Raw genomic sequence first — 25,010 nt, forward strand, 5'->3', positions numbered from 1 at the left:
GAGCCCTGCTCTCACTTCAAGGTCCTGCTTCGGCGATCAGAGCTGGTTGCCGACGAAGACCGTGAGGTCGACGAGGCGGTTGGAGTAGCCCCACTCGTTGTCGTACCAACCGATGACCTTCACGTTCTTGCCCTCCTGGACCATGGTCAGGGAGGAGTCGAAGGTGCAGGACGCCGGGGCGTTGACGATGTCGGAGGAGACGATCGGGTCCTCGGTGTAGTCGAGGAGGCCCTTCAGCTCGCCCTCGGCCGCCTTCTGGAAGGCGGCGTTGACCTCTTCCTTGGTGACCTCACGGCCGAGTTCGACGACCAGGTCGGTGACCGAGCCGGTCGGGACCGGGACGCGCATGGCGATGCCGTCCAGCTTGCCCTTGAGCTGCGGCAGGACCAGGGCAGTGGCCTTGGCGGCACCGGTGGTGGTCGGGATGATGTTCTCGGCGGCGGCGCGGGCGCGGCGCAGGTCCTTGTGCGGGAAGTCGAGGATGCGCTGGTCGTTCGTGTACGCGTGCACCGTGGTCATCAGACCCTTGACGATGCCGAAGTTCTCGTCGAGAACCTTCGCCATCGGGGCCACACAGTTGGTGGTGCAGGAGGCGTTGGAGATGACGTGGTGGTTGGCCGCGTCGTACTTGTCCTGGTTGACGCCCATCACGATGGTGATGTCCTCGTCCTTGGCCGGAGCCGAGATGAGGACCTTCTTGGCGCCGCCGGCGAGGTGCTTGGCGGCGTCCTCGCGCTTGGTGAAGATGCCGGTCGACTCGATGACGATGTCGACGCCCAGCTCGCCCCACGGGATGTCGGCCGGGTTGCGCTCGGAGAGCACCTTGATGGTGTGGCCGTCGACGGTGATGGTGTCGGCGGTGTGGGAGACCTCCTGCTTGAGGCGGCCCAGGATCGTGTCGTACTTGAGCAGGTGCGCCGTGGTCGCGGTGTCACCCAGGTCGTTGACAGCCACAACCTCGATGTCTGCACCCTGCTCCAGCAGCGCGCGGAAGTAGTTACGGCCGATACGGCCGAAGCCGTTGATGCCTACGCGGATCGTCACGAACCGATCTCCTCGTTGGTACGCCGGCCATGCGGTGCCGGCGAGCTGTATTTGGGATGTCCCCGACCACCCCCGACCCTACCTCTCTGAGGCCCCCGAGGTGACATCGAGATGCCGCATAGAGGGCAGGCGGTCCGTACCCGCCAGTAGGGGTACGGACCACCAGGGATCGGCAGCGGCTTCGCCCGTATTCGTTACGGAATGCGGCCTGTTATTGACGCCGTTTTCACTCGTTCGTGAGCGGGTCGGCTCACCTGTCGAGTGCCCGTTCCATGCACCGTTGAGAGGGGGTTGCGCTCACCTGTCGAGCGAGGCGTACGCCTTCCTCAGCAGGGCGGCCCGGTCGGCCGCCGACGGCACCTGTTCGAGACCGAAACCGAGCAGCACCGTGTCGTCCGTGGCGACCGCTCCGTAGGTCTGGAACAGGGTTCCGGTGCGTGTCCAGTCCTTCAGGACCGCCGGGCTGCCCGCAGGCGGTCCGGCCGGCTTCCAGGCGCCCAGGGACGACTCGAAGCCCTCGCTCTCCTTCGCCGTACCACCGACGACCAGCGAGGCGTCGTCGGCGAGGACACCGTGTCCGCCGCTGCCCGGGTCGGTGACATAGGCGATCGAGACCTCGACCGACCTCCCGGCGTAGGCGCTCAGGTCGAAGCCGACCTGCTGCCAGCCGGCCGAGGTGCCGGTGAGGCTGTTCCACGCGCCGGTGGTGCCGGTCGCGGTGCACGCGTTGCCCGCGAGCGTCAGATAGTGCCTGAGCCACGGGTGCTCGCCGATCAGGAACCCGGCCCCGCACTCGGCCGGCACGGCCGTCTTCGTGGCGCCCGAGGCCTCCGGCAGCGTCGTCCAGTCGTCGGCGCCCACGGTGTGCGCCTCGACCACCACGTGGTCGTAACCGGATTCGGTGTCCCACAGCAGCCGGGTGCTCAGGGCCGGCTTGTCGGCGGCGCTGACGCCGGTGAGATCGATCGTGCGGGTCAGCCGCTTGTAGGCGTCGTCGGTGTGCACCGCGGCGGCCATGCCGGAGCCGGCGTACGGCCCGTACGGGTTGACCGTCCCGGCGAACCGGCCCGCCCCCGCGCTCTTGAACTGCGGGTACGCGGACACCGGCAGCTCGTCGGAGGTGACGCCGTAGGTACCGGCCCGGTCCAGCGGGTTGCCGGGCGTGTCGCCGAGGGCGCCGGTGAAGCCGTCGAGGGCACCGGTGCCGGTGAAGCCGGTGGCTCCCTCGGTCGACGTACGGCTGTAAGCGCCCAGGTAGTACTGGCTGAAGTCGTCCGACGGGGTGCCGTCGCCGAGATCGACGGTGCCTCCGGCCAGCTCACCGGCCTCGATCAGCCCGCCGCCCTCGTTCAGGTAGGCGCGCAGCTGGAGCTGGACGGGGTTGCCCGGGCCGCCGGCGCCGGAGTAGTGCACGACCGTCCGGAAGTGCTTCAGCACGCCGAGCGCGTCCGGAACGCCCCGCGCGGCGACGTCCCACACGATCGCCCTGTGCCCGGCCGCCGCGACGGCGTCCACGTACTTCTGCGCCTGCGCGGCGGTCGCGCCCTCCTCGGCGACGACGAGGGTGTCCGCCCTCGGCCGCTCGGCGACGGTGTAGGTGAAGTGGGCACTGGAGACCTTCTTGCCGCTCCTCGTCTCGCCGGTGAACCACACCTCGACCCTGTCGCCCGGCTCGCCGTCCTGCACCTTCGCCCGGTACTCGTCGAAGTAGAGGTCGTCCTCACCGCCGTAGGTCTGCCCGCCCTTCCAGGACTTCAGCGCCTGGTCGAGCGTACGGCCGCCGTTGACGCGGTACTTCAGCTCCTTGTCCCGGATCGCCTTGCGGACGACGACCGAGACCTCCTGGTCCGCGCCCCGGGAGTACGACGTGGAGAACACGGCCGGGGTGAAGTCCGCGGCGCTCAGGCCGACCGAGGAGGCCGGCTTGTCCGGATGCGCGGCGGTCTCGGCGACGGACAGCGCGAACGGGACGTTCTTCTCGAACTCCTGCTGGATCAGCTTCTCGTCGTCGGGGAAGTTGAAGACCGACCGGCAGTCCGCGGGCTTCCAGGCGTCGTCCGGGTCGATGTCCGACGCGGTCTGGCAGGTCGACATCTCCGGGGTGAACATCGCCATGCCGTTGACGTTCGAGGCATGTCCGTCCGCCTCGCCGTTGGTGGTGTACAGCTCCGAGGAGACCTGTGGGTGGTAGCCCGGGACGGCGGAGTTGCCGGGGGTGCCGGCGAGCGCCTCGTACAGGACGTCGTCCGGTGTCGGGGTCGCCACCTGCCAGCCGACGCCGTAGAGGAGGAGTTCGGCGGCGGAGTGGTAGTTGATGCCGTAGGTGAAGCCGATGCGCTTCTCGAAGGCGTCCAGCGCCCGGGTCTCGGGCTCGGACGCGGGACTCGCGCCGCGGTAGGTCTGGCTGGTGGGGTTGGGGGACGACCCCTCGTCGTCGTAGCCCCACTTGTAGGCGAAGTTGCGGTTGAGGTCGACCCCGTCGCCCGTGCTGACGGCGCCGTCGCCGTTGACGTCCCGCAGGTTCTTGCGCCACAGGCGGGTGTCGGAGTTCTGGAACGTGTAGTCGTAGCCGTCGGGGTTGGCCGAGAGCACGAACCACAGCTCGGTCGAGTCGACGATCTTCTTGATGCGCTTGTCGGTCTTGTAGTGGTCCAGGTAGTGGTGCAGCAGCCGCCGGGTCATCTCCGGCGTGATCCACTCGCGTGCGTGCTGATTGGACATGTACAGCACGGACGGCTTGGATCCGTCCTTCGACCTCTTCGCGTTCTTGGTCACTTTGACCGCGAGGATGTTCTGGCCCTCGATGGTCCTGCCGATGGACTCGACCTTGGTCAGGCCGGGGTTGGCCTGCGCGGTGCGGAGGATCTCCTCCTCCAGGCCGCCGCTGCCGCTGTAGGGCCGGAACACGCCCTGGGAGGCGTCCTCGACACGGGCCGCGGCCTTGGCCGACAGGGTGTGCTCGGTGAGGTGGACGCCCTGCTTCCGCAGCTTCCGGGCCTGCTTGCCGGTGAGGTAGACCTCGACCTCGGTCTTCCCCTTCCCGGTCGCCTGCTCGCCCAGTTCGTGGCCGTCCTGCCCGGCCTTGAGGAGCAGGGGAATCTGTTTCGGAGTGACCTCGGCGCGGAAGACCTTGACCTCGTCGGGGTCGGACGCGGCCGACGTTCCGCTCCGTGCCTGGGCGATGGGTGCAAGGCTCGCTCCCCCGAGGAGAAGCGCGCCGACAGCGAGGATCGATCTCGCTCTGTGTCTCATGAACCCCCCTACCGGTGGTTCGCCACAGCGACGAACAGGTTGCCAGGCTCATGTCACTTCATGATCGAGTCAAGGGCGCCTCACAGACACGCAAAAGCCGGTGCCGATCACCCGAATGGGCGTCGGCACCGGCCAGTTGACGCGCCGTCCGGTCAGCCGGCCAGGTTGTCCGCCAGCTCCTCGCTGAGGTTGGCCTCCGTGCTCGGGATGCCCAGGTCGGAGGCGCGCTTGTCGGCCATCGCCAGCAGACGGCGGATCCGGCCCGCGACGGCGTCCTTCGTCAGGGGCGGGTCGGCGAGCGCGCCCAACTCCTCCAGGGAGGCCTGCTTGTGCTCCATGCGCAGACGCCCGGCGGCCGCGAGGTGCTCGGGGACCTCCTCGCCGAGGATCTCCAGGGCGCGCTGCACCCGGGCCCCGGCGGCCACGGCGGCGCGGGCGGAGCGGCGCAGGTTGGCGTCGTCGAAGTTGGCGAGCCGGTTGGCCGTGGCCCGCACCTCGCGGCGCATCCGGCGCTCCTCCCAGGCCAGCACGGACTCATGGGCGCCGAGCCGGGTCAGCAGCGCGCCGATGGCGTCACCGTCCCGGACGACCACCCGGTCCACACCGCGCACCTCACGGGCCTTCGCGGCGATCGACAGCCGGCGGGCGGCCCCGACCAGCGCGAGCGCTGCCTCGGGGCCCGGGCAGGTCACTTCCAGGGAGGAGGAACGGCCCGGCTCGGTCAGCGAGCCGTGCGCCAGGAAGGCCCCGCGCCAGGCCGCCTCCGCGTCGCACGTGGCCCCGGAGACGACCTGCGGGGGCAGCCCGCGGATCGGCCGGCCCCGGCCGTCCACCAGGCCCGTCTGCCGGGCCAGCTGGTCACCGCCCGCGACGACCCGCACGACGTACCGCGAGCCGCGACGCAGCCCGCCGGGTGCCATCACGATCAGCTCCGAGCTGTGGCCGAAGATCTCCAGGATGTCCCGCTTGAGACGGCGGGCCGCCATCGCGGTGTCCAGCTCCGCCTCGATCACGATGCGCCCGCTCACCAGGTGGAGGCCGCCGGCGAACCGCAGAATGGCGGAGACCTCCGCCTTCCTGCAGCAGGTCCGGGTGACGGGGAGCCGAGAGATCTCGTCCTTCACCGCTGCCGTCATCGCCATGGGCCGATCCTTCCATGCATCCGAAAAATACGGTCGTACGCGGCGGCCAACAGCTCCGGGTCGTGCCGGGGGCTTCCGTCGGTCCGGGCCACCGGCGCCAGCTCGACCGCGGCTCCCAGCCGCTTGGCGGCCTCGGTGAGCGAATCGCGGTCGGGCACGGCGGCCTCGTCGGCCAGCACCACGTCCAGGGCGAGTTTAGGGGCGTGTCGCCCCAAAACCTCCAAATGACGCTGCGGGGAGAAGCCCTCGGTTTCTCCCGGCTGCGGAGCGAGGTTCAGGGACAGCACCTTGCGCGCCTTGGTCTCGGTGAGGGCGTCCAGCAGCTCGGGGACGAGCAGATGCGGGATGACCGAGGAGAACCAGGAGCCGGGGCCGAGCACCACCCAGTCCGCGTCCAGGACGGCGGCGACGGCCTCCGGGACGGCGGGCGGGTCGTGCGGCACGAGATGCACCGACTGCACCTCACCGGGCGTGAGGGCGACGGTCGCCTGTCCGCACACGGTGTCCACGTCGTCCGGGCGCTCCGGGTCGTGCCCCTTGACCAGGGCCTGCAGCTCCAGCGGTACGGCGGACATGGGCAGCACGCGCCCGTGCGCGCCGAGCAGCTTGCCGACCAGGTCCAGGGCCTGGACGTGGTCGCCGAGCTGCTCCCACAGGGCGACGATGAGCAGATTGCCGACCGCGTGGTCGTGCAGGTCGCCCTGGGACTGGAAGCGGTGCTGGATGACCCGGGCCCAGGTCTGGCCCCAGTCGTCGTCGCCGCACAGCGCGGCCAGCGCCTTGCGCAGGTCGCCGGGCGGCAGCACCCCCAGCTCGTCACGCAGCCGACCGCTGGAACCGCCGTCGTCGGCCACGGTGACGACGGCGGTGAGGTCGCCGGTGATCCGGCGCAGCGCGGCGAGCGAGGCGGACAGCCCCATGCCGCCGCCGAGGGCGACGACCTTGGGCTGGGCGCCCCGGCGGCGGGCGCGGCCGCCTCGGGCCTCGGCGGGCCGGGCCGCCCGGGCCTCGGCCCCGGCACGGCTCGCGCGGCCCTCCGGCACCACCCGGCGCAGCCTGCTCAGCCGCGGTGTACGTCCCGTCATTCCCGTCCCATGTCCCGGTGCACGACCACCGTCTCCACGCCCTCGGCCGCGAGGCGCGCGGCGAGCTTCTCCGACATCGCGACCGAGCGGTGCTTGCCCCCGGTACAGCCGATGGCGATGGTCACATACCGCTTGCCCTCACGCCGGTAGCCGGCCGCGATGAGCCGCAGCAGCTCGGCGTACCGGTCGAGGAACTCCTTCGCCCCGGGCTGGTTGAAGACGTAGGCCGCGACCTCCTCGTTGAGGCCGGTGTACGGGCGCAGCTCCGGGACCCAGTGCGGGTTGGGCAGGAACCGCATGTCCGCCACGAGGTCGGCGTCGACCGGGAGGCCGTACTTGAAGCCGAACGACATGACGGTGGCCCGCAGCTCGGGCTCCTCCTCGCCGGCGAACTGGGCGTCCATCTTGGCGCGCAGCTCGTGCACGTTGAGGCTGGAGGTGTCGATCACCAGGTCGGCGTCCCCGCGCAGCTCGCGCAGCAGCTCCCGCTCGGCGGCGATGCCGTCCACGATGCGGCCGTCGCCCTGCAGGGGGTGCGGCCGGCGCACCGACTCGAAGCGGCGCACCAGGGCCTCGTCGGAGGACTCCAGGAAGACGATCCGCCGCGTGACGTTCTTCGCCTCCAGGTCCGCTAGGGACTCCCGCAGATTGTCGAAGAAGCGGCGGCCCCGTACGTCCACGACGACGGCGATCCGCGCCACGTTGCCCTGGGAGCGGGCGCCCAGCTCCACCATGGTGGGGATGAGCGCGGGCGGGAGGTTGTCCACGACGAACCAGCCGAGGTCCTCCAGACACTTCGCGGCCGTCGACCGGCCCGCTCCGGACATGCCGGAGATGATCACCAGCTCGGGGATGGCCGCCTCGGGGACCCCGGCTGTCTCGCTGCCCGTACTCACCTGTGCTCCGTTGTCCTGGCCCGTGTCCTGGCCGCTGTCCCGGCCCGTGTCCTGGCCGGCGTCGTGCCGGACGACATCGTCGCCCGTGTCGCTGTGCGTCTGATCTCGTCGCGCTGTGGGCTGTGCGTCGTGCTCGGTCATGTCTCCTGCCCCCGTCGTTCGTCCGGGACGCCCGCAGTCACGGGCTTTCCCGAGGAACCCCCCGTCGTATCGGGTTCCTCGTCCTCAATGATCTCTCCGGTCGCCGTGTTCACGGCAGGTGCGGCCGGAGTCGCCCGGGCGAGGGCCGCGGCGATGGTCTCGGCCGTCTTCCGGCCTATCCCGGGCACTTCCTGGATCTGCTCGATTGTGGCGGACCGAAGCTTCTTCACCGAGCCGAAATGCTTGATGAGCGCCTGTTTGCGGGTCTCGCCGAGGCCGGGGACGTCGTCCAGCGGGCTGGACCGGAAGCGCTTGGCACGCTTGACGCGCTGGTAGGTGATCGCGAAGCGGTGGGCCTCGTCACGGACGCGCTGGAGCAGGTAGAGACCCTCGCTGGTGCGCGGCAGGACCACCGGGTCGTCCTCGCCGGGCACCCAGACCTCCTCCAGGCGCTTGGCCAGCCCGCAGACGGCGATGTCGTCGATGCCCAGCTCGTCCAGGGCGCGCCGGGCCGCCGCCACCTGCGGCTGACCGCCGTCGACGACGACGAGCTGGGGCGGGTAGGCGAACTTCTTGGGGCGACCGTCCTCGTCCTTGAGGGTGCCGGTGACCCCGTCGTCCTGGAAGCCGCCGGTCATCGCGTCCGGACCGGCGAGAGCGCCGGCACCGTCGGTGGGAGCACCGTCGCCGTCGGTGGGGGCGTCCCCCGGGTCGGCCCCGTCGGCCCACTCCCCCGTCTTCTCCTTCTCGGCGAGGTAGCGCCGGAAGCGGCGGGTGATCACCTCGTGCATGGAGCGGACGTCGTCCTGTCCGGCGAAGCCCTTGATCTGGAAGCGCCGGTACTCGCTCTTGCGCTGCAGGCCGTCCTCGAAGACGACCATGGAGGCGACCACGTCGTCACCCTGGAGGTGCGAGATGTCGTAGCACTCGATCCGGAGCGGGGCGCTGTCCAGGTCGAGGGCCTCGGCGATCTCCTCCAGCGCGCGTGAGCGCGTGGTCAGGTCGGAGGCACGCTTGGTCTTGTGCAGGACGAGGGCCTGCTGGGCGTTGCGCTGCACGGTCTCCATGAGCGCCTTCTTGTCGCCCCGCTGCGGGATGCGCAGCGAGACGTTCGACCCGCGGCGGCCGGTCAGCCACTCCTGGACCGGCTCGACCGGCTCGGGCAGCGCCGGGACCAGGACCTCCTTGGGGACCGCGTCCCCGGTCTCCTCGCCGTACAGCTGCTGCAGGGCGTGCTCGACCAGGGCGCCGGTGGTGACCTCCTCCACCTTGTCGGTCACCCAGCCGCGCTGGCCGCGCACCCGGCCGCCGCGCACGTGGAAGATCTGGACGGCCGCCTCCAGCTCGTCCTCGGCGACGGCGATGAGGTCGGCGTCGGTCGCGTCGGCGAGCACGACCGCGTTCTTCTCCATGGCCTTCTTCAGGGCCTCGATGTCGTCGCGCAGGCGGGCGGCCCGCTCGTACTCCATCTCCTCGGCCGCCTCCATCATCTGCTTCTCCAGACGGCGGAGGTAGGTACCGGTGCGGCCCGCCATGAAGTCGCAGAACTCGTCGGCCAGCTCCCAGTGGTCCTCGGGCTCGATCCGGCCGACGCAGGGGGCGGAGCACTTGCCGATGTAGCCGAGCAGACAGGGCCGGCCGGTGCGGGCGGCGTTCTTGAAGACGCCGGCCGAGCAGGTGCGCACCGGGAAGACGCGCAGCAGCAGGTCGACGGTGTCCCGGATGGCCCACGCGTGCCCGTACGGCCCGAAGTAGCGGACGCCCTTCTTCTTGTGACCGCGCATCACCTGCACCCGCGGGAACTCCTCGTTCATCGTCACCGCGAGGTACGGGTAGCTCTTGTCGTCGCGGTACTTGACGTTGAACCGGGGGTCGTACTCCTTGATCCAGGAATACTCCAGCTGCAGCGCCTCTACCTCGGTGGACACCACGGTCCACTCCACGGACGCGGCGGTGGTCACCATCGTCCGGGTGCGCGGGTGCAGGTTCGCCAGGTCCTGGAAGTAGTTCGCCAGGCGCTGGCGCAGGCTCTTCGCCTTTCCGACGTAGATCACCCGGCGGTGCTCGTCACGGAACCTGTACACCCCGGGAGAATCCGGGATCTCACCCGGCCTGGGGCGGTAGCTGGAGGGATCGGCCATGTCTCACACCCTACTGGCGAGCACCGACAGCGCGACGGGCCTGTGGACACGCCCGGACCCTTACCGTCCGCCGTCCGGGGCGGCATCCGGTCCGCCGCCCGGTCCCCCGACCCGGCTCGACGGGCTGACGGGCACGCTCCGCTTCCGACCGGCACGTTTCCAGCCATGCCGGGCCCCGGCCGCCGTCCGCCCCGTCCTCGGTACGACCCCCTGGACACGGCCCCGGGAAGCCCGCACCGCCCACGTCGCCCGCCCGCATGAGGGCATGGTCCGGCCAGGAGTGTGCCGCGGCCGGGTCAGAGGTGTTGTCGGGGTCTGGTCAACACGCTTCAATGCACGGGAACTCGGGGCCGCGCCCGCACGTGAACGGGCGCGGCATGCGCGGCTACGGGCGTCCACGACGCCCACGGGGGTGGCCCCGCACACCCGCACAGACGGTCTGACCAGCCGTAGTGACACCTCATAGAAAGGCCTCTCGGCATGCGGCATGCCACAGAGCACGCGGACGTCCCCACCGCGGAACTGGACACGGCCCTGCGGGGCGGCCCCTTCCACGTCGCACTGCGCGCCGCGATCGCCGCACGCGGGCTGCCGCTCCAGCGCGTCCAGCACCATCTGTCGCGGCACGGGGTCAAGGTCGGCGTGACCAGCCTGAGTTACTGGCAGCAGGGCGCACGCCGCCCGCAGCGCCCGGAGTCGCTGCGGGCCGTGCGGGCGCTGGAGGAGATCCTCCAGCTGCCGGACGAGTCACTGATCCGGCTGCTCGCCGAGTCCGACGGGCACGCGGTGGCCGGCCGCCCGGCAGGCCGCACGTACCGCTCCCTGATCGAGGCCTCGGACGTCGTGGACCGGCTCCGGACCGAGCTGGGCTGGTCCCTCGACGGCGGACTGCACACCCTGGGCCACCACGAACGCGTCCGGGTGGGCGCCCGACGCGAGCTGGCGGGACGCGAGGCCCACCACATCGTGCGGGCCCACCGCGACGGCGTCGACCGTTTCGTCGCCGTGCACCACGGCGAACCCGGCAGCAGCCCGCGCGACATGCGGGTACGGGCCCTGGAGAACTGCCGCACGGGGCGTGTCCGCTGGGACCAGGACACGGGCGTGCTGGTGGCCGAGCTGCTCTTCGGCACCCGCCTCCGCTCCGGCGACACCTTCCTCTTCCGGTACGGCATCGACGACGGCACGGCCGGGGCCTGCGGCGAGTACCTCCACCGTTTCGGCTTCCCCGGCGGGCAGTACGCCCTCCAGGTGCGATTCGACGCGGCCGCGCTGCCGGCGCGCTGTCACCGCTTCACCCAGCACTCGCCGGCCGCCCCGCGCAGCGGCCGGCAGGAACTGTCCGTCACCTGGCCCCACCACTGCGTCCACGTGGTCGAGCCGCGGATACGGCCGGGCATCGTGGGCATCGCCTGGGACTGGGAGTGAACGGCCCCTGATGCCGCCGGTCAGGCGGCGGGACCGGCGACGATCCTGCCGTTCGCGGCCTTCACCGACAGTTCGGTCAAGGGCACTGTGGCCGGCGCCTGGACCACTTCGCCCGTGACGGCGTCGAACTGGCTGCCGTGGCAGGGGCAGACCAGGGTCGTCCCCTGCAGCTTGTTGATCGGGCACCCCGCGTGCGTGCAGATGGTGCTGTACGCCTTCAGGGCGCCGTCTCCGTCACGGCTGACCACCACGTTGTGGTCCCGGTAGAGCTTGGCGCCGCCCTTCGCGACCTCGTGCTCGGCGCCGAGGTCGACCGGCGCGGTCGGCGTGGCCGCAGCGGAGTCGCCGCCGCCCGGAGCCGAGCACGCTGCCAGGCCGAGCCCGGCGACCGGGGCCACGGCGGCCCCTCGAAGGACGGTGCGGCGGCTGGTGGACGGGCGGGCGGGCATCTGGAACTCCACAGGTCAAGGGGCGTGCGGGGCGACGATACCCGGGCGGGTGGGCGGGTCGTGGCGCGGGGCGGCGAGGGCGGGGCCGGCCCGGGCGGGCGAGGCCGAGGTCCGGCGGAGTGCGGCGCGGAGTCCGAGCGAGGTCGCGTAAACGCTTGCGTAAGCGTTTACGCGGGGGCGGTGCATGGGATACCTTCCCGGCCGGGAGGCGCGTAGGGAACCGGCGCACGGCTCAGCCGGTGAGGCGGACCCGAGGGCGGCCCGGTCAGCCCGTCGGCCGAGCAGTGCGGCCCAGACACCCCAGGGAGGGGACAGCATGCCGACCATGGCGGACGTCGCCCGGTGCGCCGGAGTCTCCGTGGCGACCGTCTCTCATGTGCTCAACGGCACGCGCCCGGTGCTGCCGCACACCCGCCAAGCCGTACTGGATGCCGTCGACGCGCTCGGCTACACGCCCAACACACTGGCCCGCTCCCTGGTGACCTCCCGCACCCGCTCCATCGGCCTCGCGGTGTCGGCGATCAGCAACCCGTATTTCACGGAGATCCTCCAGGGCGTCGAGGCCGCCGCGCTGGAAGCGGGGTACAGCCTGCTCATCGCCGATCCCCACGACGATCCCCGGCACGAACGCAAGGTCGTACAGCTCCTCCACGAGCGCCGGGTGGACGGCATGATCGTCGCCCCGTCCGCGCACCCGCACGACCTCGTCGGCTATCTGCGCCGCCACGCCGTACCGGCCGTGTTCCTGGACCGGGTGATCGACGCGCGCGTGCTGAACGCGGCCGCGGCGGACGGCGAGGCGGGCGCCGACGGTGGCACGGACACCGTCGGGGAAGTGGCCGCCGGAGCCGGCGGGAGGGGCGGGGCCGGAGAGGAGGCCGGCCCTGCCGCGGGCACGCCGGGCTTTGATCAGGTCTGTGCCGAGAGCGCCGAACCGACGGCCCGGCTGGTGACCCATCTGGCCGGGCTGGGGCACCGCCGGATCGGCCTGGTGGCGGGCCAGCCGGGGCTCAGTACGACCAGTGAGCGCGTCACCGGTTACCGGGCCGGTCTGGCCTGCGCGGGCCTCGGGTACGACGAACGGCTCGTCGTGTCCGGCCATTCCGAATCCGCCGGTGCCGAGCAGGCCACGGCCGCGCTGCTCGCCCTGCCCGATCCGCCCACGGCACTCGTCACCGCCAACAACGCGATGACCATCGGCGCCCTGCGCGCCCTGCGCCGACAGGGCCTGTCCGTGCCGGACGACATCGCCCTGTGCTGTTTCGACGACTTCGCCTGGGCTGACCTGTTCTCGCCCCGGCTCACCGCCGTCGCCCAGCCCAGCACGGAACTCGGCGCCACGGCCGTCCGGGTCCTCCTGGACCGCCTGGCCGACCCGGGCCGCCCGGCCCGGACGGTGCGATTGCCGAGCGCGTTCGTGCACCGCACCTCGTGCGGGTGCCCGGAGGATCCGGCCGGGTTCGAAGAGGGCGGGCCGACCGCATCATCCTCACCGTCCGAGAAGGGAACCACCTCGTGATCGTCGTCGCCGGAGAGGCACTGATCGACTTGGTACCGCAGGGCCCCGGTGCCCTCGCGGATCTGAAGCCGGCGCTCGGCGGCGGCCCGTACAACACCGCGGTGGCCCTCGGCCGGCTCGGCTCCCCCACCGCCTTCTGCTCCCGGACGTCGTCCGACGCCTTCGGCGAGGCCCTGCTCGACGGACTGCGGGAGGCCGGAGTCGACGTGTCGGGAGTGGCACGCGGACCGGAGCCCACGACCCTCGCGGTGGCCACGATCGATGGCGGTGGCTCGGCCGCGTACTCCTTCTACGTCGACGGCACCGCCGACCGTCTGTTCACCGCCCCGGCCGCTCTTCCCGCCGGCACGCGCGCGGTGTCCTTCGGCACCTGCTCGCTCGTCCTGGAACCGGGGGCGAGCGCCTACGAGGAGCTGATGCGGACGGCGGCCGGGCAGGGGCTGTTCACCGCGCTGGACCCCAATGTCCGGGCGGGACTGATCCCGGACGCGGACGCCTACAGGGCGCGTTTCAAGAGCTGGCTGCCCTCGGTGACGCTGCTGAAGCTCTCCGCCGAGGACGCCGCTTGGCTGGGCGGTACCCCCGGCGAGTGGCTGGCCGCGGGTCCGTCGGCCGTCGTGGTCACCCGGGGCGGCGACGGACTGACCGTGTTCACCCGGGACGGCGGGGAGCACTCCGTGCCGGGTGAGAAGGTCGACGTCGTGGACACCATCGGTGCCGGTGACACGGTGAACGCGGCCTTGCTGCACGGTCTGTCCGCCCTGGACGCCCTCTCTCCGCGCGCGCTCGCGGCCCTGGGGAGGGAGGACTGGACGCGGTTGCTGCGCTTCGCGGCACGCGCGGCGGCGATCACCTGCTCGCGGGCGGGAGCCGAGCCGCCGTACGCGGCCGAGCTGAGTATGTGGTGAGCGGTCTGTTTCCCCTGTGGTCTTGTCAAGGCGCGGCCGGACATGCGGTCGGGGGATCTGCGGAACCGCCGGACCGGACTGTCTGAAGGTGGAACGAGCGGCGCCCCGCGGGGAGTTCCCGCGGGGCGCCGGTTCTTTGATGTTGTGTCAGGCACGGTCTTCCGGCCCGGGGTCCGGCACGGCCGGTCGGCTCAGGCCTTGCGGGCCCGCGTCGTCTTCTTCGCGGGCGTCGCCTTCTTCGTGGCCGCGGCGGCCTTCTTGGTCGCCGTGCTGTTGGCCTTGGCCGTGACCGTCCGCTTCGTCGGCGACTTGGCCGCGGCCGTCTTCTTCGCCGTCGTGCCACGCGGCGCCTTCACGGGCTCCGCGTCGCTGATGCGGTCGGCGCCGAGGATCTCGCGCAGGAACTTGCCGGTGTGGCTCGCCGGGACCCCGGCGACCTCCTCGGGCGTGCCCTCGGCGACCACCAGGCCACCGCCGGCACCACCCTCCGGACCCATGTCCACGACCCAGTCGGCGGTCTTGATCACGTCGAGGTTGTGCTCGATGACGATGACCGTGTTGCCCTTGTCGACCAGGCCGCCGAGGACGGTCAGCAGCTTGCTGATGTCCTCGAAGTGCAGACCGGTGGTCGGCTCGTCCAGGACGTAGACCGTGCGTCCGGTGGAGCGCTTCTGCAGTTCGCTGGCGAGCTTCACCCGCTGGGCCTCGCCGCCGGACAGGGTCGTCGCGGACTGGCCGAGGCGGACGTAGCCGAGGCCGACGTCCTTCAGCGTCCGCAGGTGCCGGGAGATGGCCGGGACGGCCTCGAAGAAGTCGGTGGCCTCCTCGATCGGCATGTTCAGCACGTCGGCGATGGACTTGCCCTTGTAGTGGACCTCCAGGGTCTCCCGGTTGTACCGGGCGCCGTGGCAGACCTCGCACGGGACGTAGACGTCCGGGAGGAAGTTCATCTCGATCTTGATCGTGCCGTCGCCCGAGCAGTTCTCGCAGCGGCCGCCCTTGACGTTGAAGGAGAAGCGGCCGGGCAGGTAACCGCGGACCTTCGCCTCGGTGGTCTCGGCGAACAGCTTGCGGATGTGGTCGAAGACACCGGTGTAGGTCGCCGGGTTGGACCGCGGGGTGCGGCCGATCGGCGACTGGTCGACGTGGACGACCTTGTCGACCAGGTCGTCGCCGTCCACGCGCGTGTGCCGGCCCGGGACGTTCCGCGCGCCGTTCAGCTCGCGGGCCAGGTGCGTGTACAGGATGTCGTTGACCAGCGTCGACTTGCCGGAGCCGGAGACGCCCGTGACGGCCGTGAACACGCCCAGCGGGAAGGACACGTCGATGTCCTGCAGGTTGTTCTCACGTGCGCCGTGCACGGTGAGCTGCCGGGACGGGTCGTGAGGACGGCGCACGTCCGGGAGCGGGATCGACTTGCGGCCCGAGAGGTAGGCACCGGTCTGCGACTCGGTGTTGGCCAGCAACTCCTTCAGGGAGCCGCTGTGCACGACCTTGCCGCCGTGCTCACCCGCGCCGGGACCGATGTCCACGACCCAGTCGGCGACCTTGATGGTGTCCTCGTCGTGCTCCACGACGATGAGCGTGTTGCCCATGTCGCGCAGCCGGACCAGGGTCTCGATCAGCCGGTGGTTGTCCCGCTGGTGCAGGCCGATGGACGGCTCGTCCAGGACGTACAGGACGCCGACGAGGCCGGAGCCGATCTGCGTGGCCAGGCGGATGCGCTGGGCCTCGCCGCCGGAGAGGGTGCCGGCCGCGCGGTTCAGCGAGAGGTAGTCCAGGCCGACGTCGACCAGGAAGCGCAGCCGCTCGTTGACCTCCTTGAGCACCCGCTCGGCGATCTTCTTGTCGCGGGCGTTCAGCTTCAGCTCGCCCAGGAAGTCCGCGCAGTCGCTGATCGACATGGCGGAGACCTCGGCGATCGACTTCTCCATGATCGTGACCGCGAGGACGATCGGCTTCAGGCGCGTGCCCGCACAGGACGGGCAGGGCACCTCGCGCATGTAGCCCTCGAAGCGCTCGCGGCTGGCGTCGCTCTCGGCCTCGCTGTGCCGGCGCTTCACGAAGGGCACCGCGCCCTCGAAGGGCGTGGTGTACACGCGCTCCCGGCCGTACCGGTTGCGGTACCGCACCTCGATCTGGGTCTTGTGGCCGTGGAGCAGGGCCTTCTTGGCGCGCTGGGGCAGGCCCGCGAAGGGGATGTCCGTGCGGAAGCCCAGCGCGTCGGCGAGGGCGCCGACCAGGCGGCCGAAGTAGTCCTTGGTGTGCCCGTGCGACCAGGGGTGGATGGCGCCCTCGTCGAGGGACTTGTCCTCGTCCGGGACGATCAGCTCGGGGTCGACCTCCATGCGCGTGCCGATGCCGGTGCACTCGGGGCAGGCGCCGAAGGGCGAGTTGAAGGAGAAGGAGCGGGGCTCCAGCTCCTCGAAGGACAGGTCGTCGTACGGGCAGTAGAGGTGTTCCGAGTACATGCGCTCGCGCTCGGGGTCGTCCTCGGGGAGGTCGACGAAGTCGAGCACGACCATGCCGCCGGACAGGCCGAGGGCGGTCTCCACGGAGTCGGTGAGGCGCCGCTTGGCGGAGTCCTTCACGGTGAGGCGGTCCACGACCACCTCGATGGTGTGCTTCTCCTGCTTCTTCAGCGTCGGCGGTTCGGAGAGCTGGACGGTCTGGCCGTCCACGCGCGCACGGGAGTAGCCCTTGGTCTGCAGGTCGGCGAAGAGGTCGACGAACTCGCCCTTGCGCTCGCGCACCAGCGGCGACAGCACCTGGAAGCGGCTCCCCTCCGGCAGCTCCAGGACCCGGTCCACGATGGCCTGCGGCGACTGGCGCGAGATCGGGCGGCCGCACTCGGGACAGTGCGGCTTGCCGATGCGCGCGAAGAGCAGACGCAGGTAGTCGTAGACCTCGGTGATCGTGCCGACCGTCGAGCGCGGGTTGCGCGAGGTCGACTTCTGGTCGATGGAGACCGCCGGGGACAGGCCCTCGATGAAGTCCACGTCCGGCTTGTCCATCTGGCCGAGGAACTGCCGGGCGTACGAGGAGAGCGACTCCACGTAGCGGCGCTGGCCCTCCGCGAAGATCGTGTCGAAGGCCAGGGAGGACTTGCCCGACCCGGACAGGCCCGTGAAGACGATGAGCGAGTCACGAGGCAGGTCGAGCGAGACATTCTTCAGGTTGTGCTCGCGCGCGCCACGGACGATGAGACGGTCGGCCACGCCGGTCCGCACCTTTCTTGAGAGAAGTGACAGGGGCGGGGCCCCCGTGCTTCTTCAGACTAGGGGGAGCCACTGACAACGCCGGTCGGATTGCCCGGTTGCATAACAACCCCCGGTCCTCCAGCATGCCCGACGCCACCATCGACGATATAGCACGTGCTTTCGATTTGCGGGCGAGGTTCACCACCTTCACCCGAAGGTGTGGCGCCGCTAGGGTCAGCACCATGATTGATCACGCTCATGACCTGGCATGTGTACGTGACGCGACCGAGCGGCTCCTCACCGCGGTCGCCGAACTGGACAACGCCTCGCTCGCCGAGCCGTCACGGCTCCCCGGCTGGAGCCGGGGTCACGTCGTGGCCCACCTCGCCCGCAACGCGGACGCGCTCGTGAACGTCCTGCAAGGCCGTCCGATGTACGCCAGCGCCGAGGCGCGGGACGCCGACATCGAGCGCGACGCCCCGCGCCCCCTCGACCTCCAGCTCTCCGACCTGGGCGAGAGCGGGGCCCGCTTCCTGGCGGCGGGGGACGCGCCCGCGGACTGGACGCGCACGGTCGAACTGCGCAACGGGGTCACCGACTCCGCCTCCCGGGTGCCGTTCCGGCGGTGGGTCGAGGTGGAACTGCACCACGTCGACCTCGGCGTGGGATACGAGCTGGAGGACCTTCCGGACGAGTTCACGCAACGGGAGATCGACTTCCTCACCCAGCGGTTCTCCGGGCACCCCGACGTCCCGGCGACCCGCGTCACGGACGGCACGCACGCGTGGCGCACCGGTCGTACGGCGGACGAGCCCGAGGTCACGGTCAGCGGCCGGCCCGCGGATCTGGTGGGCTGGCTCGCCGGACGCCGCGACGGTGCGGCGCTGGACGTACGGGGCGGGACCCTTCCGAAGCTGCCCGCGCTGTAGCGCGACGACCGTCCGCCGGGGCTCGCCCCGCTATAGGCTGATCACCATGACGTACACCGGAGAGGTCAAGGTCGGCGGACCGGCGGACGTGCACGAGCTGAAAGACCTGATGATCACCAAGATCGCGGTCGGCCCGATGGACAACAACGCCTATCTGCTGCGCTGCCGGGCCACCGACGAGCAGCTTTTGATCGACGCCGCCAACCAGGCGGAGACGCTCCTCGGCATGATCGGTGACGACGGCATCGCGTCCGTCGTCACCACGCACCAGCACGGCGACCACTGGCAGGCGCTCGCCGCGGTCGTCGCCGGCACGGGCGCGCGTACATACGCCGGCCGCGAGGACGCTCCCGGCATCCCCGTACCGACGGACGTCCTCGTCGACGACGGCGACGTCATCAGGGTGGGGCACGTGGAACTCACCGCGCGCCACCTCGTCGGGCACACCCCGGGTTCGATCGCGCTCGTCTACGACGACCCGCACGGCCATCCGCACGTCTTCACCGGCGACTGCCTCTTCCCGGGCGGCGTCGGCAACACCCGCAAGGACCCGAAGGCGTTCGCCAGCCTGATCCACGACGTGGAGACGAAGATCTTCGCCGTACTGCCGGACGAGACCTGGGTCTACCCCGGCCACGGCAACGACACCACGCTGGGCGCGGAACGGCCGCATCTGCCGGAGTGGCACGCGCGCGGTTGGTGAGCACCACGCGCATACGCCCGGCGCGCGACCCGCTGCGTGCGCCCCGTGTGAACACTTCACACCTGTCCGGCTCACGCGCGCGCTCCCGCGCGCCGGTGTCGCGCAGTCAACTGGTGGCAGTCCCGCACAGGGTGATGGCTCCTGCGCGGTAGGGGCCGCCGGTCTTCCCATCCCGCCCTCGGCCGGCGGCCCGGGCCAAAGCACATGCCGCCGCCGGTGTTCACACCACCGCAACACCCGTTCCCACTATGCGGACAAGTGCTGGTGTGACCTCGACAAACGCGGCGTTCGCTGCCACTCTCCCGCCATGTATCCTGCCCCTCGCGCCCTGCGCCGCGCGGTAGCCGCCGCCACCATCGCCCTGCTCGCCGCCGCTGTCGGCTGTGCTCCGCAGCCCGAGGACAAGGCATCGGCCGCCCCGTCCGGAGCGGCGGGGAAGAGCTGCGCCCAGGGCAAGTTGGCCACCAAGACGTCCGGAAAGCTGACGGTCGCGACGGACGAGCCGGCGTACGAACCGTGGTTCAAGGACGACAAGCCCGCCGGCGGCAAGGGCTTCGAGTCGGCGGTCGCCTACGCCGTGGCGAAGCAGCTGGGATACGGCAGAAGCGCGGTCGTGTGGCAGAGCGTGCCGTTCAACAAGGCGTTCGCCCCCGGTGTGAAGACCTTCGACTTCGACATCAACCAGGTCTCGATCAGCACCGAGCGCAAGAAGGCCGTGGACTTCTCCTCCGGCTACTACGACGTGCGCCAGGCCGTCATCGCGCTCAAGGGCAGCAAGGCCGCCAAGGCGACGAGCGTCGCCGACCTGAAGAACCTCAAGCTGGGCGCGCAGGTGGGCACGACGAGCCTCGACTACATCACCGACGTGGTGAAACCGACGCGGGAGGCCGCCGCCTACGCCAAGAACGACCAGGCCAAGTCGGCGCTGAAGAACGGTCAGGTCGACGCCATCGTCACCGACCTGCCGACCGCGTTCTACATCACGGCGGCCGAGGTGACGGACGCCGAGATCGTCGGCCAGTTCGAGAACCAGGGCGGTACGCCCGAGCAGTTCGGGCTCGTGCTGGACAAGGGCAGCTCGCTCACCTCGTGCGTGACCGGCGCCGTCGACGCCCTGCGCAAGGACGGCACCCTGGCGAAGCTCGAGAAACAGTGGCTCTCGGACGCCGTCGACGCGCCGGTACTCAAGTGACGGTCACCAAGGGCGAGTCGGCCCGGGAGGGGGCGGACGACAAGGGCGACAGGGCGGGCGGCGCCGGTGACGGCGCCGTCGACGACGGCTACGTGCCCTCCGAACGGCGCCTGGAACGCGAGCGCCACAAACGCGCGCGTGCCCGCCGCGCCACGGCCGTCGCGGCGCTGTCGACCCTCGTCACCGCCGTCGTCCTCTACCTGGTCGTCGTCAACGCGCCGGGCTGGCCACGCACCAAGGAGACCTTCTTCAGCGCGCAGTACGCGCGCGAGGCGTTCCCGAAGGTCCTCCAAGGGCTGTGGCTGAACGTCCGCCTGCTCCTGATCTGCGGCGCCGCCGTCCTGGTTCTCGGCATGCTCATAGCCGTCGCGCGGACCCTGCGCGGCCCGGTGTTCTTCCCGCTGCGGGTGCTGGCGGCGGCGTACACCGACTTCTTCCGCGGCCTGCCGCTGATCATCAACCTGATGATCGTGGTCCTGGGCGTGCCCGCGCTGCGGCTGCAGGGCGTCACGGTCGATCCGGTGCTGCTCGGCGGTACGGCGCTGACGCTGACGTACTCCGCCTACGTGGCGGAGGTGTTCCGGGCCGGCATCGAGTCCGTCCACCCCTCCCAACGGGCAGCGGCACGTTCGCTGGGTCTGACCAACCGGCAGGCCCTGCGCCACGTGGTGCTGCCGCAGGCGGTGCGCCGGCAGGTGCCGCCGCTGCTCAACGACCTGGTGTCGCTGCAGAAGGACACCGGTCTGGTGTCGATCGGCGGCGCGGTGGACGCCGTACGGGCGGCCGACATCATCGCGGGCCGCAGTCTGAACTACACGCCGTACATCGTCGCTGGGCTGGTGTTCGTGGCGCTGACCATCCCGATGACGCGCTTCACGGACTGGGTGACGGCCCGGACGGACCGGCAGCGGGCCCAGGGAGGATCCCTATGAGCGACGCACCTGTCCTGCGTCTGGAGTCCGTGCGCAAGACCTTCGGCGGTTCCGTGGTGCTGCGGGACGTCGACCTGGAGGTCGCCCCGCACACGGTGACGGCGCTGATCGGCGCCTCGGGCTCGGGCAAGTCCACGCTGCTGCGCTGCGCCAATCTCCTGGAGGAGATCGACGACGGTGCGATCTGGCTGGACGGCGAGGAGATCACCGATCCCCGGGCCGACCAGGACGCGGTACGGCGCCGGATCGGCGTGGTCTTCCAGGCGTACAACCTCTTCCCGCACATGACCGTGCTGGAGAACATCACGCTCGCCCCGCGCCGGGTGCACGGCGTCTCGCGCGCCGAGGCCGAGGAACGGGCCAGGGGATTGCTGGAGCGTCTCGGGCTCGCCGGGAAGGCGGACGCCTACCCGGACCGGCTCAGCGGCGGCCAGCAGCAACGTGTCGCGATCGTGCGGGCCCTTGCCGTGCGGCCTCGGCTGTTGCTGCTGGACGAGATCACGGCCGCGCTCGACCCCGAACTCGTGGGCGAGGTACTGGATGTGGTCCGGGGCCTGAAGGACGAGGGCATGACCATGGTGCTGGCGACGCACGAGATGGGGTTCGCCCGGGACGTCGCCGACCAGGTTTGCTTTCTGGACGGTGGCGTCGTGCTGGAGCACGGCACCGCCGAGCAGGTCTTCGGTGACCCGCAGCAGGAGCGTACGCAGCGCTTCCTGCGGCGGATCGTGGAGGCCGGCCGCCTGTAGGAACCGGAGGCTACGCGTCGGCCTGAGCCGCCCCCACCAGAGCGGCGACCCGCTCGACGCCGAACACGTAGCCCTGCACCCCACAGCCCGCGATCACGCCGTCGGCGCGCAGCGAGACGTAGGAGTGGTGCCGGAACGACTCACGCTGGTGGATGTTGGAGATGTGCACCTCCAGCACGGGCACCCCGTCACAGGTGTTGAGTGCGTCCAGAATCGCGACCGACGTGTGCGAGTAGGCGCCGGGATTGATGACGATCCCGCAGTGGCTCAGGCGCGCCTCGTGGATCCAGTCGACCAGTTCGCCCTCGTGGTTGGACTGCCGGAAGTCCACCGTGCCGCCGTGCGCGGCCGCCGCCTCGGCGCACAGCTCCTCCACGTCGGCCAGCGTGTCCTTGCCGTAGATCTCGGGCTGGCGCTGGCCGAGCAGGTTCAGGTTGGGCCCGTTGAGGATCATGATCGGGGCGTTGGCCAGGGTGCGGGGCACGGTTCCTCCGGTCCGTTCGGGGCGGTACGTCGACGACCGCTGCTCGCACTCGGTCTATCACGGCGGCCGGAGGGGCGGCGGGCCGCGTGCCCCCCCCCTCCGGCGCACGCTCCGGCCCAGCCGATCACCACCGCACACCCCCGTAACCGCTGATCACTCCGGGTAGTTGACGCGACATGCACGCTGTACGCGCCGTGAGCGCACCGTCCATGTCGCGGCTCGCCGCAGCCTCCCTCGTCGGGACCGCGATCGAGTTCTACGACTTCTTCGTCTACGGGACCGCGGCGGCCCTGGTGCTGGGGCCGCTGTTCTTCCCGACGTTCTCGCCGGTCGCGGGGACGCTGGCGGCGTTCGGGACGTTCGGGGTGGGCTTCATCGCCCGGCCGCTGGGATCGGTGGTGTTCGGGCACCTCGGTGACCGGCGCGGACGGCGGCCGGTCCTGGTCGTCTCACTGCTGCTGACCGGCGCCTCGACGGTCGCGGTCGGCTGCTTGCCGTCGTACGGGACGATCGGTGTCGCCGCGCCCGTGCTGCTGCTCGTCCTGCGATTCCTGCAGGGGCTGGGCCTGGGCGGGGAGTGGGGCGGGGCAGTACTGCTGACCGCCGAGCACGCACCCGCGGAGCGGCGCGCGCTGTGGTCGTGCTTCCCTCAAGTGGGGCCCTCGGTCGGCTTCGTGCTCGCCAACGGGGTGATGCTCGCGCTGTCGGCGGCACTGCCCGACGCGGAGTTCGTGCAGTGGGGGTGGCGTGTGCCGTTCTGGGCGGCCGGGGCGCTGGCGCTCGCTGGGCTGTGGCTGCGCTCGTCCCTCACCGAGAGCCCTCGGTTCCTGGAGATCGACGACCACGCGCGCGTGCCGCTCGTGGAGGTCGTACGGCACCACGGGCGGCTGGTACTGCTGACCGCCGGGGCGATGGCCGTCGGCTACGCGGTGTTCTACACGGTGACGACCTGGTCGCTGGCATATGCCACGGAACGGCTCGGAGTGAGCCGGACGGTCATGCTGGCCTGTGTCATGGCCGCGGTGCTGGTGAAGGGAGCGCTCACGCCCGTCATGGCGTTGTTCGGCGACCGCTACGGGCGCCGGCCGATGTGCCTGACGGGCTGCGCCGCCTGTGCCCTGTGGATGCTGCCGATGGTCGCACTGCTGGCCACAGGTGAGCCGCTGCTGATGTTCCTCGGCATCCTGGGGGCGCTGCTCGCCTTCGTCACCATGTTCGCGGTGATCGCCGCCTACCTGCCGGAGCTGTACGAGGCACGGGTGCGCTGTACGGGGGCGGCGGTCGGCTACAACCTCGGCGGGGTCGTCGGCGGCGCGCTCACTCCGATCGTGGCCACGGCGCTCGCGGAGCACGGCGGGCGCGTCCCATGGGGCGTGGGCGTGTATCTGACGGGCGTCGCGCTGCTCAGCCTGGGGTGCTTCGCGCTGCTGCCGGAGACACGGCCGGCCCCCGTGCCGGCGGCGGAGCCGGCCGCGGGATGACCGCGACGGCACCGACGCCACGCCCGTGCTCAGGGGCCCCTGCCCGCGGCGCGGCCGGTCGGCCCGCCGTGGCCTATGGGTTGATCGCCAGCTCCAGGTAGGCCGCGAACAGCACCAGGTGGACACCGCCCTGCAGGGGGGTGGCCCGTCCCGGCACGACCGTCAGGGAGGCGACGACGACGGTGAGCGCGAGCAGCAGCATGTCGGTGGAGCCGAGCCCGAGGACGAGCGGTCCGGACAGCCAGACGGAGGCGAGCGCCACGGCCGGGATGGTCAGGCCGATGCTGGCCATCGCGGAGCCGAGCGCGAGGTTGAGGCTGGTCTGCACCCGGTCGCGGCGGGCGGAGCGCAGCGCGGCGATCGTCTCGGGAAGCAGGACGAGCAGGGCGATGACCACGCCGACGACGGCCTGGTTCAGGCCGGCCGCCTTCACTCCCGACTCGATGGTGGGCGACACGCCCTTGGCCAGGCCGACCACGCCGATCAGGGCCAGCCCGAGCAGGCCGAGGCTGATCCAGGCGGTGCGCGCGGACGGGGGCGCGGCGTGGTCGTCGCCGGTGATGACCTCGCCCTGCCGGGTGATCGGCAGGAAGTAGTCCCGGTGGCGTACGGTCTGGGTGGCCACGAACAGGCCGTAGAGGATCAGCGAGGACAGTGCGGCGAACGTCAGCTGCACCGTGGAGAACTCGGGTCCGGGCTTGCTGGTGGTGAAGGTAGGCAGGACCAGGCTCAGCGTGGCCAGCGTCGCCACGGTCGCCAGGGCGGCGCCGGTGCCCTCCGGGTTGAAGACCGCGGTGCCGTGCCGCAGGGAGGCGACGAGCAGACAGATCCCGACGACGCCGTTGCAGGTGATCATCACCGCGGCGAAGACGGTGTCCCGGGCCAGGGTGGCACTCTTGTCGCCGCCGTCGACCATGAGGGTCACGATCAGAGCCACCTCGATGATCGTGACGGCGATGGCGAGCACCAGGGAGCCGAAGGGTTCGCCGACCCGGTGGGCGACCGTCTCGGCGTGGTGCACCGCCGCGAGGACGGAGCCGGCCAGCACCACGGTCACCAGGGCGACGACCGCGCCGGGCAGGTCACGGCCCCAGGTGAAGACCAGCAGGACGACCGCGAGAGCCGGCACGAGGGTCGTCCATTGCCGGGTGAGCGACCGCCGAGTGATCATGCGGCGATGGTCGCAAAAACCTACAGGGTTCGCATTCCGTTCTTTTCGGATACCTCTCATCCTTTCCGGGGCGGGGGGGGGGGGGGGGGGGGGGGGGGGGGGGGGGGGGGGGGGGGGGGGGGGGGGGGGGGGGGGGGGGGGGGGGGGGGGGGGGGGGGGGGGGG

At 71.1% G+C, this 25,010-nt stretch carries 19 protein-coding genes; 9 read left to right on the plus strand and 10 right to left on the minus strand.

Annotation, left to right across the window (positions count from 1 at the left end; genetic code table 11):
- Positions 1 to 36: 36 nt before the first annotated feature.
- The 6 genes from gap to uvrC form a co-directional block, all read right to left on the minus strand.
- Entirely contained in the window at positions 37 to 1,044 is a 1,008-nt protein-coding gene (gene gap, locus ACZ5CW_RS25660) for a type I glyceraldehyde-3-phosphate dehydrogenase (RefSeq protein WP_023551595.1), read from the minus strand.
- A gap of 297 nt (positions 1,045 to 1,341) precedes the next feature.
- Complete coding sequence (locus ACZ5CW_RS25665) at positions 1,342 to 4,296, minus strand: M14 family metallopeptidase (RefSeq protein ID WP_468605191.1); 2,955 nt, start codon at positions 4,294 to 4,296, stop codon at positions 1,342 to 1,344.
- 152 nt (positions 4,297 to 4,448) lie between these two features.
- Positions 4,449 to 5,438, minus strand: coding sequence for a DNA-binding protein WhiA (gene whiA / locus ACZ5CW_RS25670; RefSeq protein ID WP_030809753.1), 990 nt, complete (start codon positions 5,436 to 5,438; stop codon positions 4,449 to 4,451).
- Positions 5,429 to 6,523 (minus strand): gluconeogenesis factor YvcK family protein, encoded by a 1,095-nt coding sequence (locus ACZ5CW_RS25675; RefSeq protein WP_468605193.1) that lies wholly within the window; start codon positions 6,521 to 6,523, stop codon positions 5,429 to 5,431. The genes whiA and ACZ5CW_RS25675 overlap by 10 nt, the downstream gene beginning before the upstream one ends.
- A complete protein-coding gene (gene rapZ / locus ACZ5CW_RS25680; RefSeq protein ID WP_468605195.1) occupies positions 6,520 to 7,560 on the minus strand; it encodes an RNase adapter RapZ in 1,041 nt (346 codons plus the stop codon). Before rapZ ends, ACZ5CW_RS25675 begins: the two co-directional genes overlap by 4 nt.
- Entirely contained in the window at positions 7,557 to 9,701 is a 2,145-nt protein-coding gene (gene uvrC, locus ACZ5CW_RS25685) for an excinuclease ABC subunit UvrC (RefSeq protein ID WP_468605197.1), read from the minus strand. The genes rapZ and uvrC overlap by 4 nt, the downstream gene beginning before the upstream one ends.
- Positions 9,702 to 10,181: 480 nt before the next feature.
- Here uvrC and ACZ5CW_RS25690 point away from each other — a divergent pair, with 480 nt between their 5' ends.
- Entirely contained in the window at positions 10,182 to 11,129 is a 948-nt protein-coding gene (locus ACZ5CW_RS25690; RefSeq protein ID WP_468605199.1) for a hypothetical protein, read from the plus strand.
- Between the two features lie 20 nt (positions 11,130 to 11,149).
- On the opposite strand, the gene ACZ5CW_RS25695 is transcribed toward ACZ5CW_RS25690, so the two are convergent.
- Positions 11,150 to 11,578 carry a Rieske (2Fe-2S) protein gene (locus ACZ5CW_RS25695; RefSeq protein ID WP_468605201.1) on the minus strand — a complete coding sequence of 143 codons (429 nt, stop codon included), beginning with the start codon at positions 11,576 to 11,578 and terminating at the stop codon, positions 11,150 to 11,152.
- Positions 11,579 to 11,894: 316 nt separating this feature from the next.
- Here ACZ5CW_RS25695 and ACZ5CW_RS25700 point away from each other — a divergent pair, with 316 nt between their 5' ends.
- Together ACZ5CW_RS25700 and ACZ5CW_RS25705 are read left to right on the plus strand one after the other, a co-directional pair.
- Positions 11,895 to 13,097 carry a LacI family DNA-binding transcriptional regulator gene (locus ACZ5CW_RS25700; RefSeq protein ID WP_468605203.1) on the plus strand — a complete coding sequence of 401 codons (1,203 nt, stop codon included), beginning with the start codon at positions 11,895 to 11,897 and terminating at the stop codon, positions 13,095 to 13,097.
- On the plus strand, positions 13,094 to 14,005 hold the full coding sequence (locus ACZ5CW_RS25705; RefSeq protein WP_468605205.1) for a carbohydrate kinase family protein: 912 nt from the start codon (positions 13,094 to 13,096) through the stop codon (positions 14,003 to 14,005). Before ACZ5CW_RS25700 ends, ACZ5CW_RS25705 begins: the two co-directional genes overlap by 4 nt.
- Positions 14,006 to 14,196: 191 nt before the next feature.
- On the opposite strand, the gene uvrA is transcribed toward ACZ5CW_RS25705, so the two are convergent.
- Positions 14,197 to 17,223, minus strand: a complete 3,027-nt coding sequence (uvrA, locus tag ACZ5CW_RS25710) for an excinuclease ABC subunit UvrA (RefSeq protein ID WP_468605207.1) — start codon at positions 17,221 to 17,223, stop codon at positions 14,197 to 14,199.
- Between the two features lie 224 nt (positions 17,224 to 17,447).
- On the opposite strand from uvrA, the gene ACZ5CW_RS25715 reads away from it, so the two are divergent.
- From ACZ5CW_RS25715 to ACZ5CW_RS25735, 5 genes are all read left to right on the plus strand, one after another.
- The gene (locus tag ACZ5CW_RS25715) at positions 17,448 to 18,134 is read left to right on the plus strand and encodes a maleylpyruvate isomerase family mycothiol-dependent enzyme (RefSeq protein WP_468605209.1); all 687 of its coding nucleotides are present in this window, start codon (positions 17,448 to 17,450) and stop codon (positions 18,132 to 18,134) included.
- 46 nt (positions 18,135 to 18,180) lie between these two features.
- Positions 18,181 to 18,837: an MBL fold metallo-hydrolase gene (locus tag ACZ5CW_RS25720; RefSeq protein ID WP_468605212.1), complete on the plus strand. Its 657-nt coding sequence runs from the start codon at positions 18,181 to 18,183 to the stop codon at positions 18,835 to 18,837.
- Positions 18,838 to 19,144: 307 nt separating this feature from the next.
- Positions 19,145 to 20,029: an ABC transporter substrate-binding protein gene (locus tag ACZ5CW_RS25725; RefSeq protein WP_468605214.1), complete on the plus strand. Its 885-nt coding sequence runs from the start codon at positions 19,145 to 19,147 to the stop codon at positions 20,027 to 20,029.
- Positions 20,026 to 20,961: an amino acid ABC transporter permease gene (locus ACZ5CW_RS25730; RefSeq protein WP_468605216.1), complete on the plus strand. Its 936-nt coding sequence runs from the start codon at positions 20,026 to 20,028 to the stop codon at positions 20,959 to 20,961. Before ACZ5CW_RS25725 ends, ACZ5CW_RS25730 begins: the two co-directional genes overlap by 4 nt.
- Positions 20,958 to 21,710 carry an amino acid ABC transporter ATP-binding protein gene (locus ACZ5CW_RS25735; protein ID WP_468605218.1) on the plus strand — a complete coding sequence of 251 codons (753 nt, stop codon included), beginning with the start codon at positions 20,958 to 20,960 and terminating at the stop codon, positions 21,708 to 21,710. The genes ACZ5CW_RS25730 and ACZ5CW_RS25735 overlap by 4 nt, the downstream gene beginning before the upstream one ends.
- Before the next feature lie 10 nt (positions 21,711 to 21,720).
- On the opposite strand, the gene aroQ is transcribed toward ACZ5CW_RS25735, so the two are convergent.
- Positions 21,721 to 22,194, minus strand: coding sequence for a type II 3-dehydroquinate dehydratase (gene aroQ, locus ACZ5CW_RS25740; RefSeq protein ID WP_468605220.1), 474 nt, complete (start codon positions 22,192 to 22,194; stop codon positions 21,721 to 21,723).
- Positions 22,195 to 22,403: 209 nt separating this feature from the next.
- Between aroQ and ACZ5CW_RS25745 the strand changes: the two genes are divergently transcribed.
- Positions 22,404 to 23,675: an MFS transporter gene (locus tag ACZ5CW_RS25745; RefSeq protein ID WP_468605232.1), complete on the plus strand. Its 1,272-nt coding sequence runs from the start codon at positions 22,404 to 22,406 to the stop codon at positions 23,673 to 23,675.
- 73 nt (positions 23,676 to 23,748) lie between these two features.
- Here ACZ5CW_RS25745 and ACZ5CW_RS25750 read toward each other — a convergent pair whose 3' ends face one another.
- Positions 23,749 to 24,846, minus strand: a complete 1,098-nt coding sequence (locus ACZ5CW_RS25750) for a calcium:cation antiporter (protein WP_468605222.1) — start codon at positions 24,844 to 24,846, stop codon at positions 23,749 to 23,751.
- Positions 24,847 to 25,010: the final 164 nt, after the last annotated feature.

It is taken from the genome of Streptomyces sp. NPDC031379 (assembly GCF_055569615.1).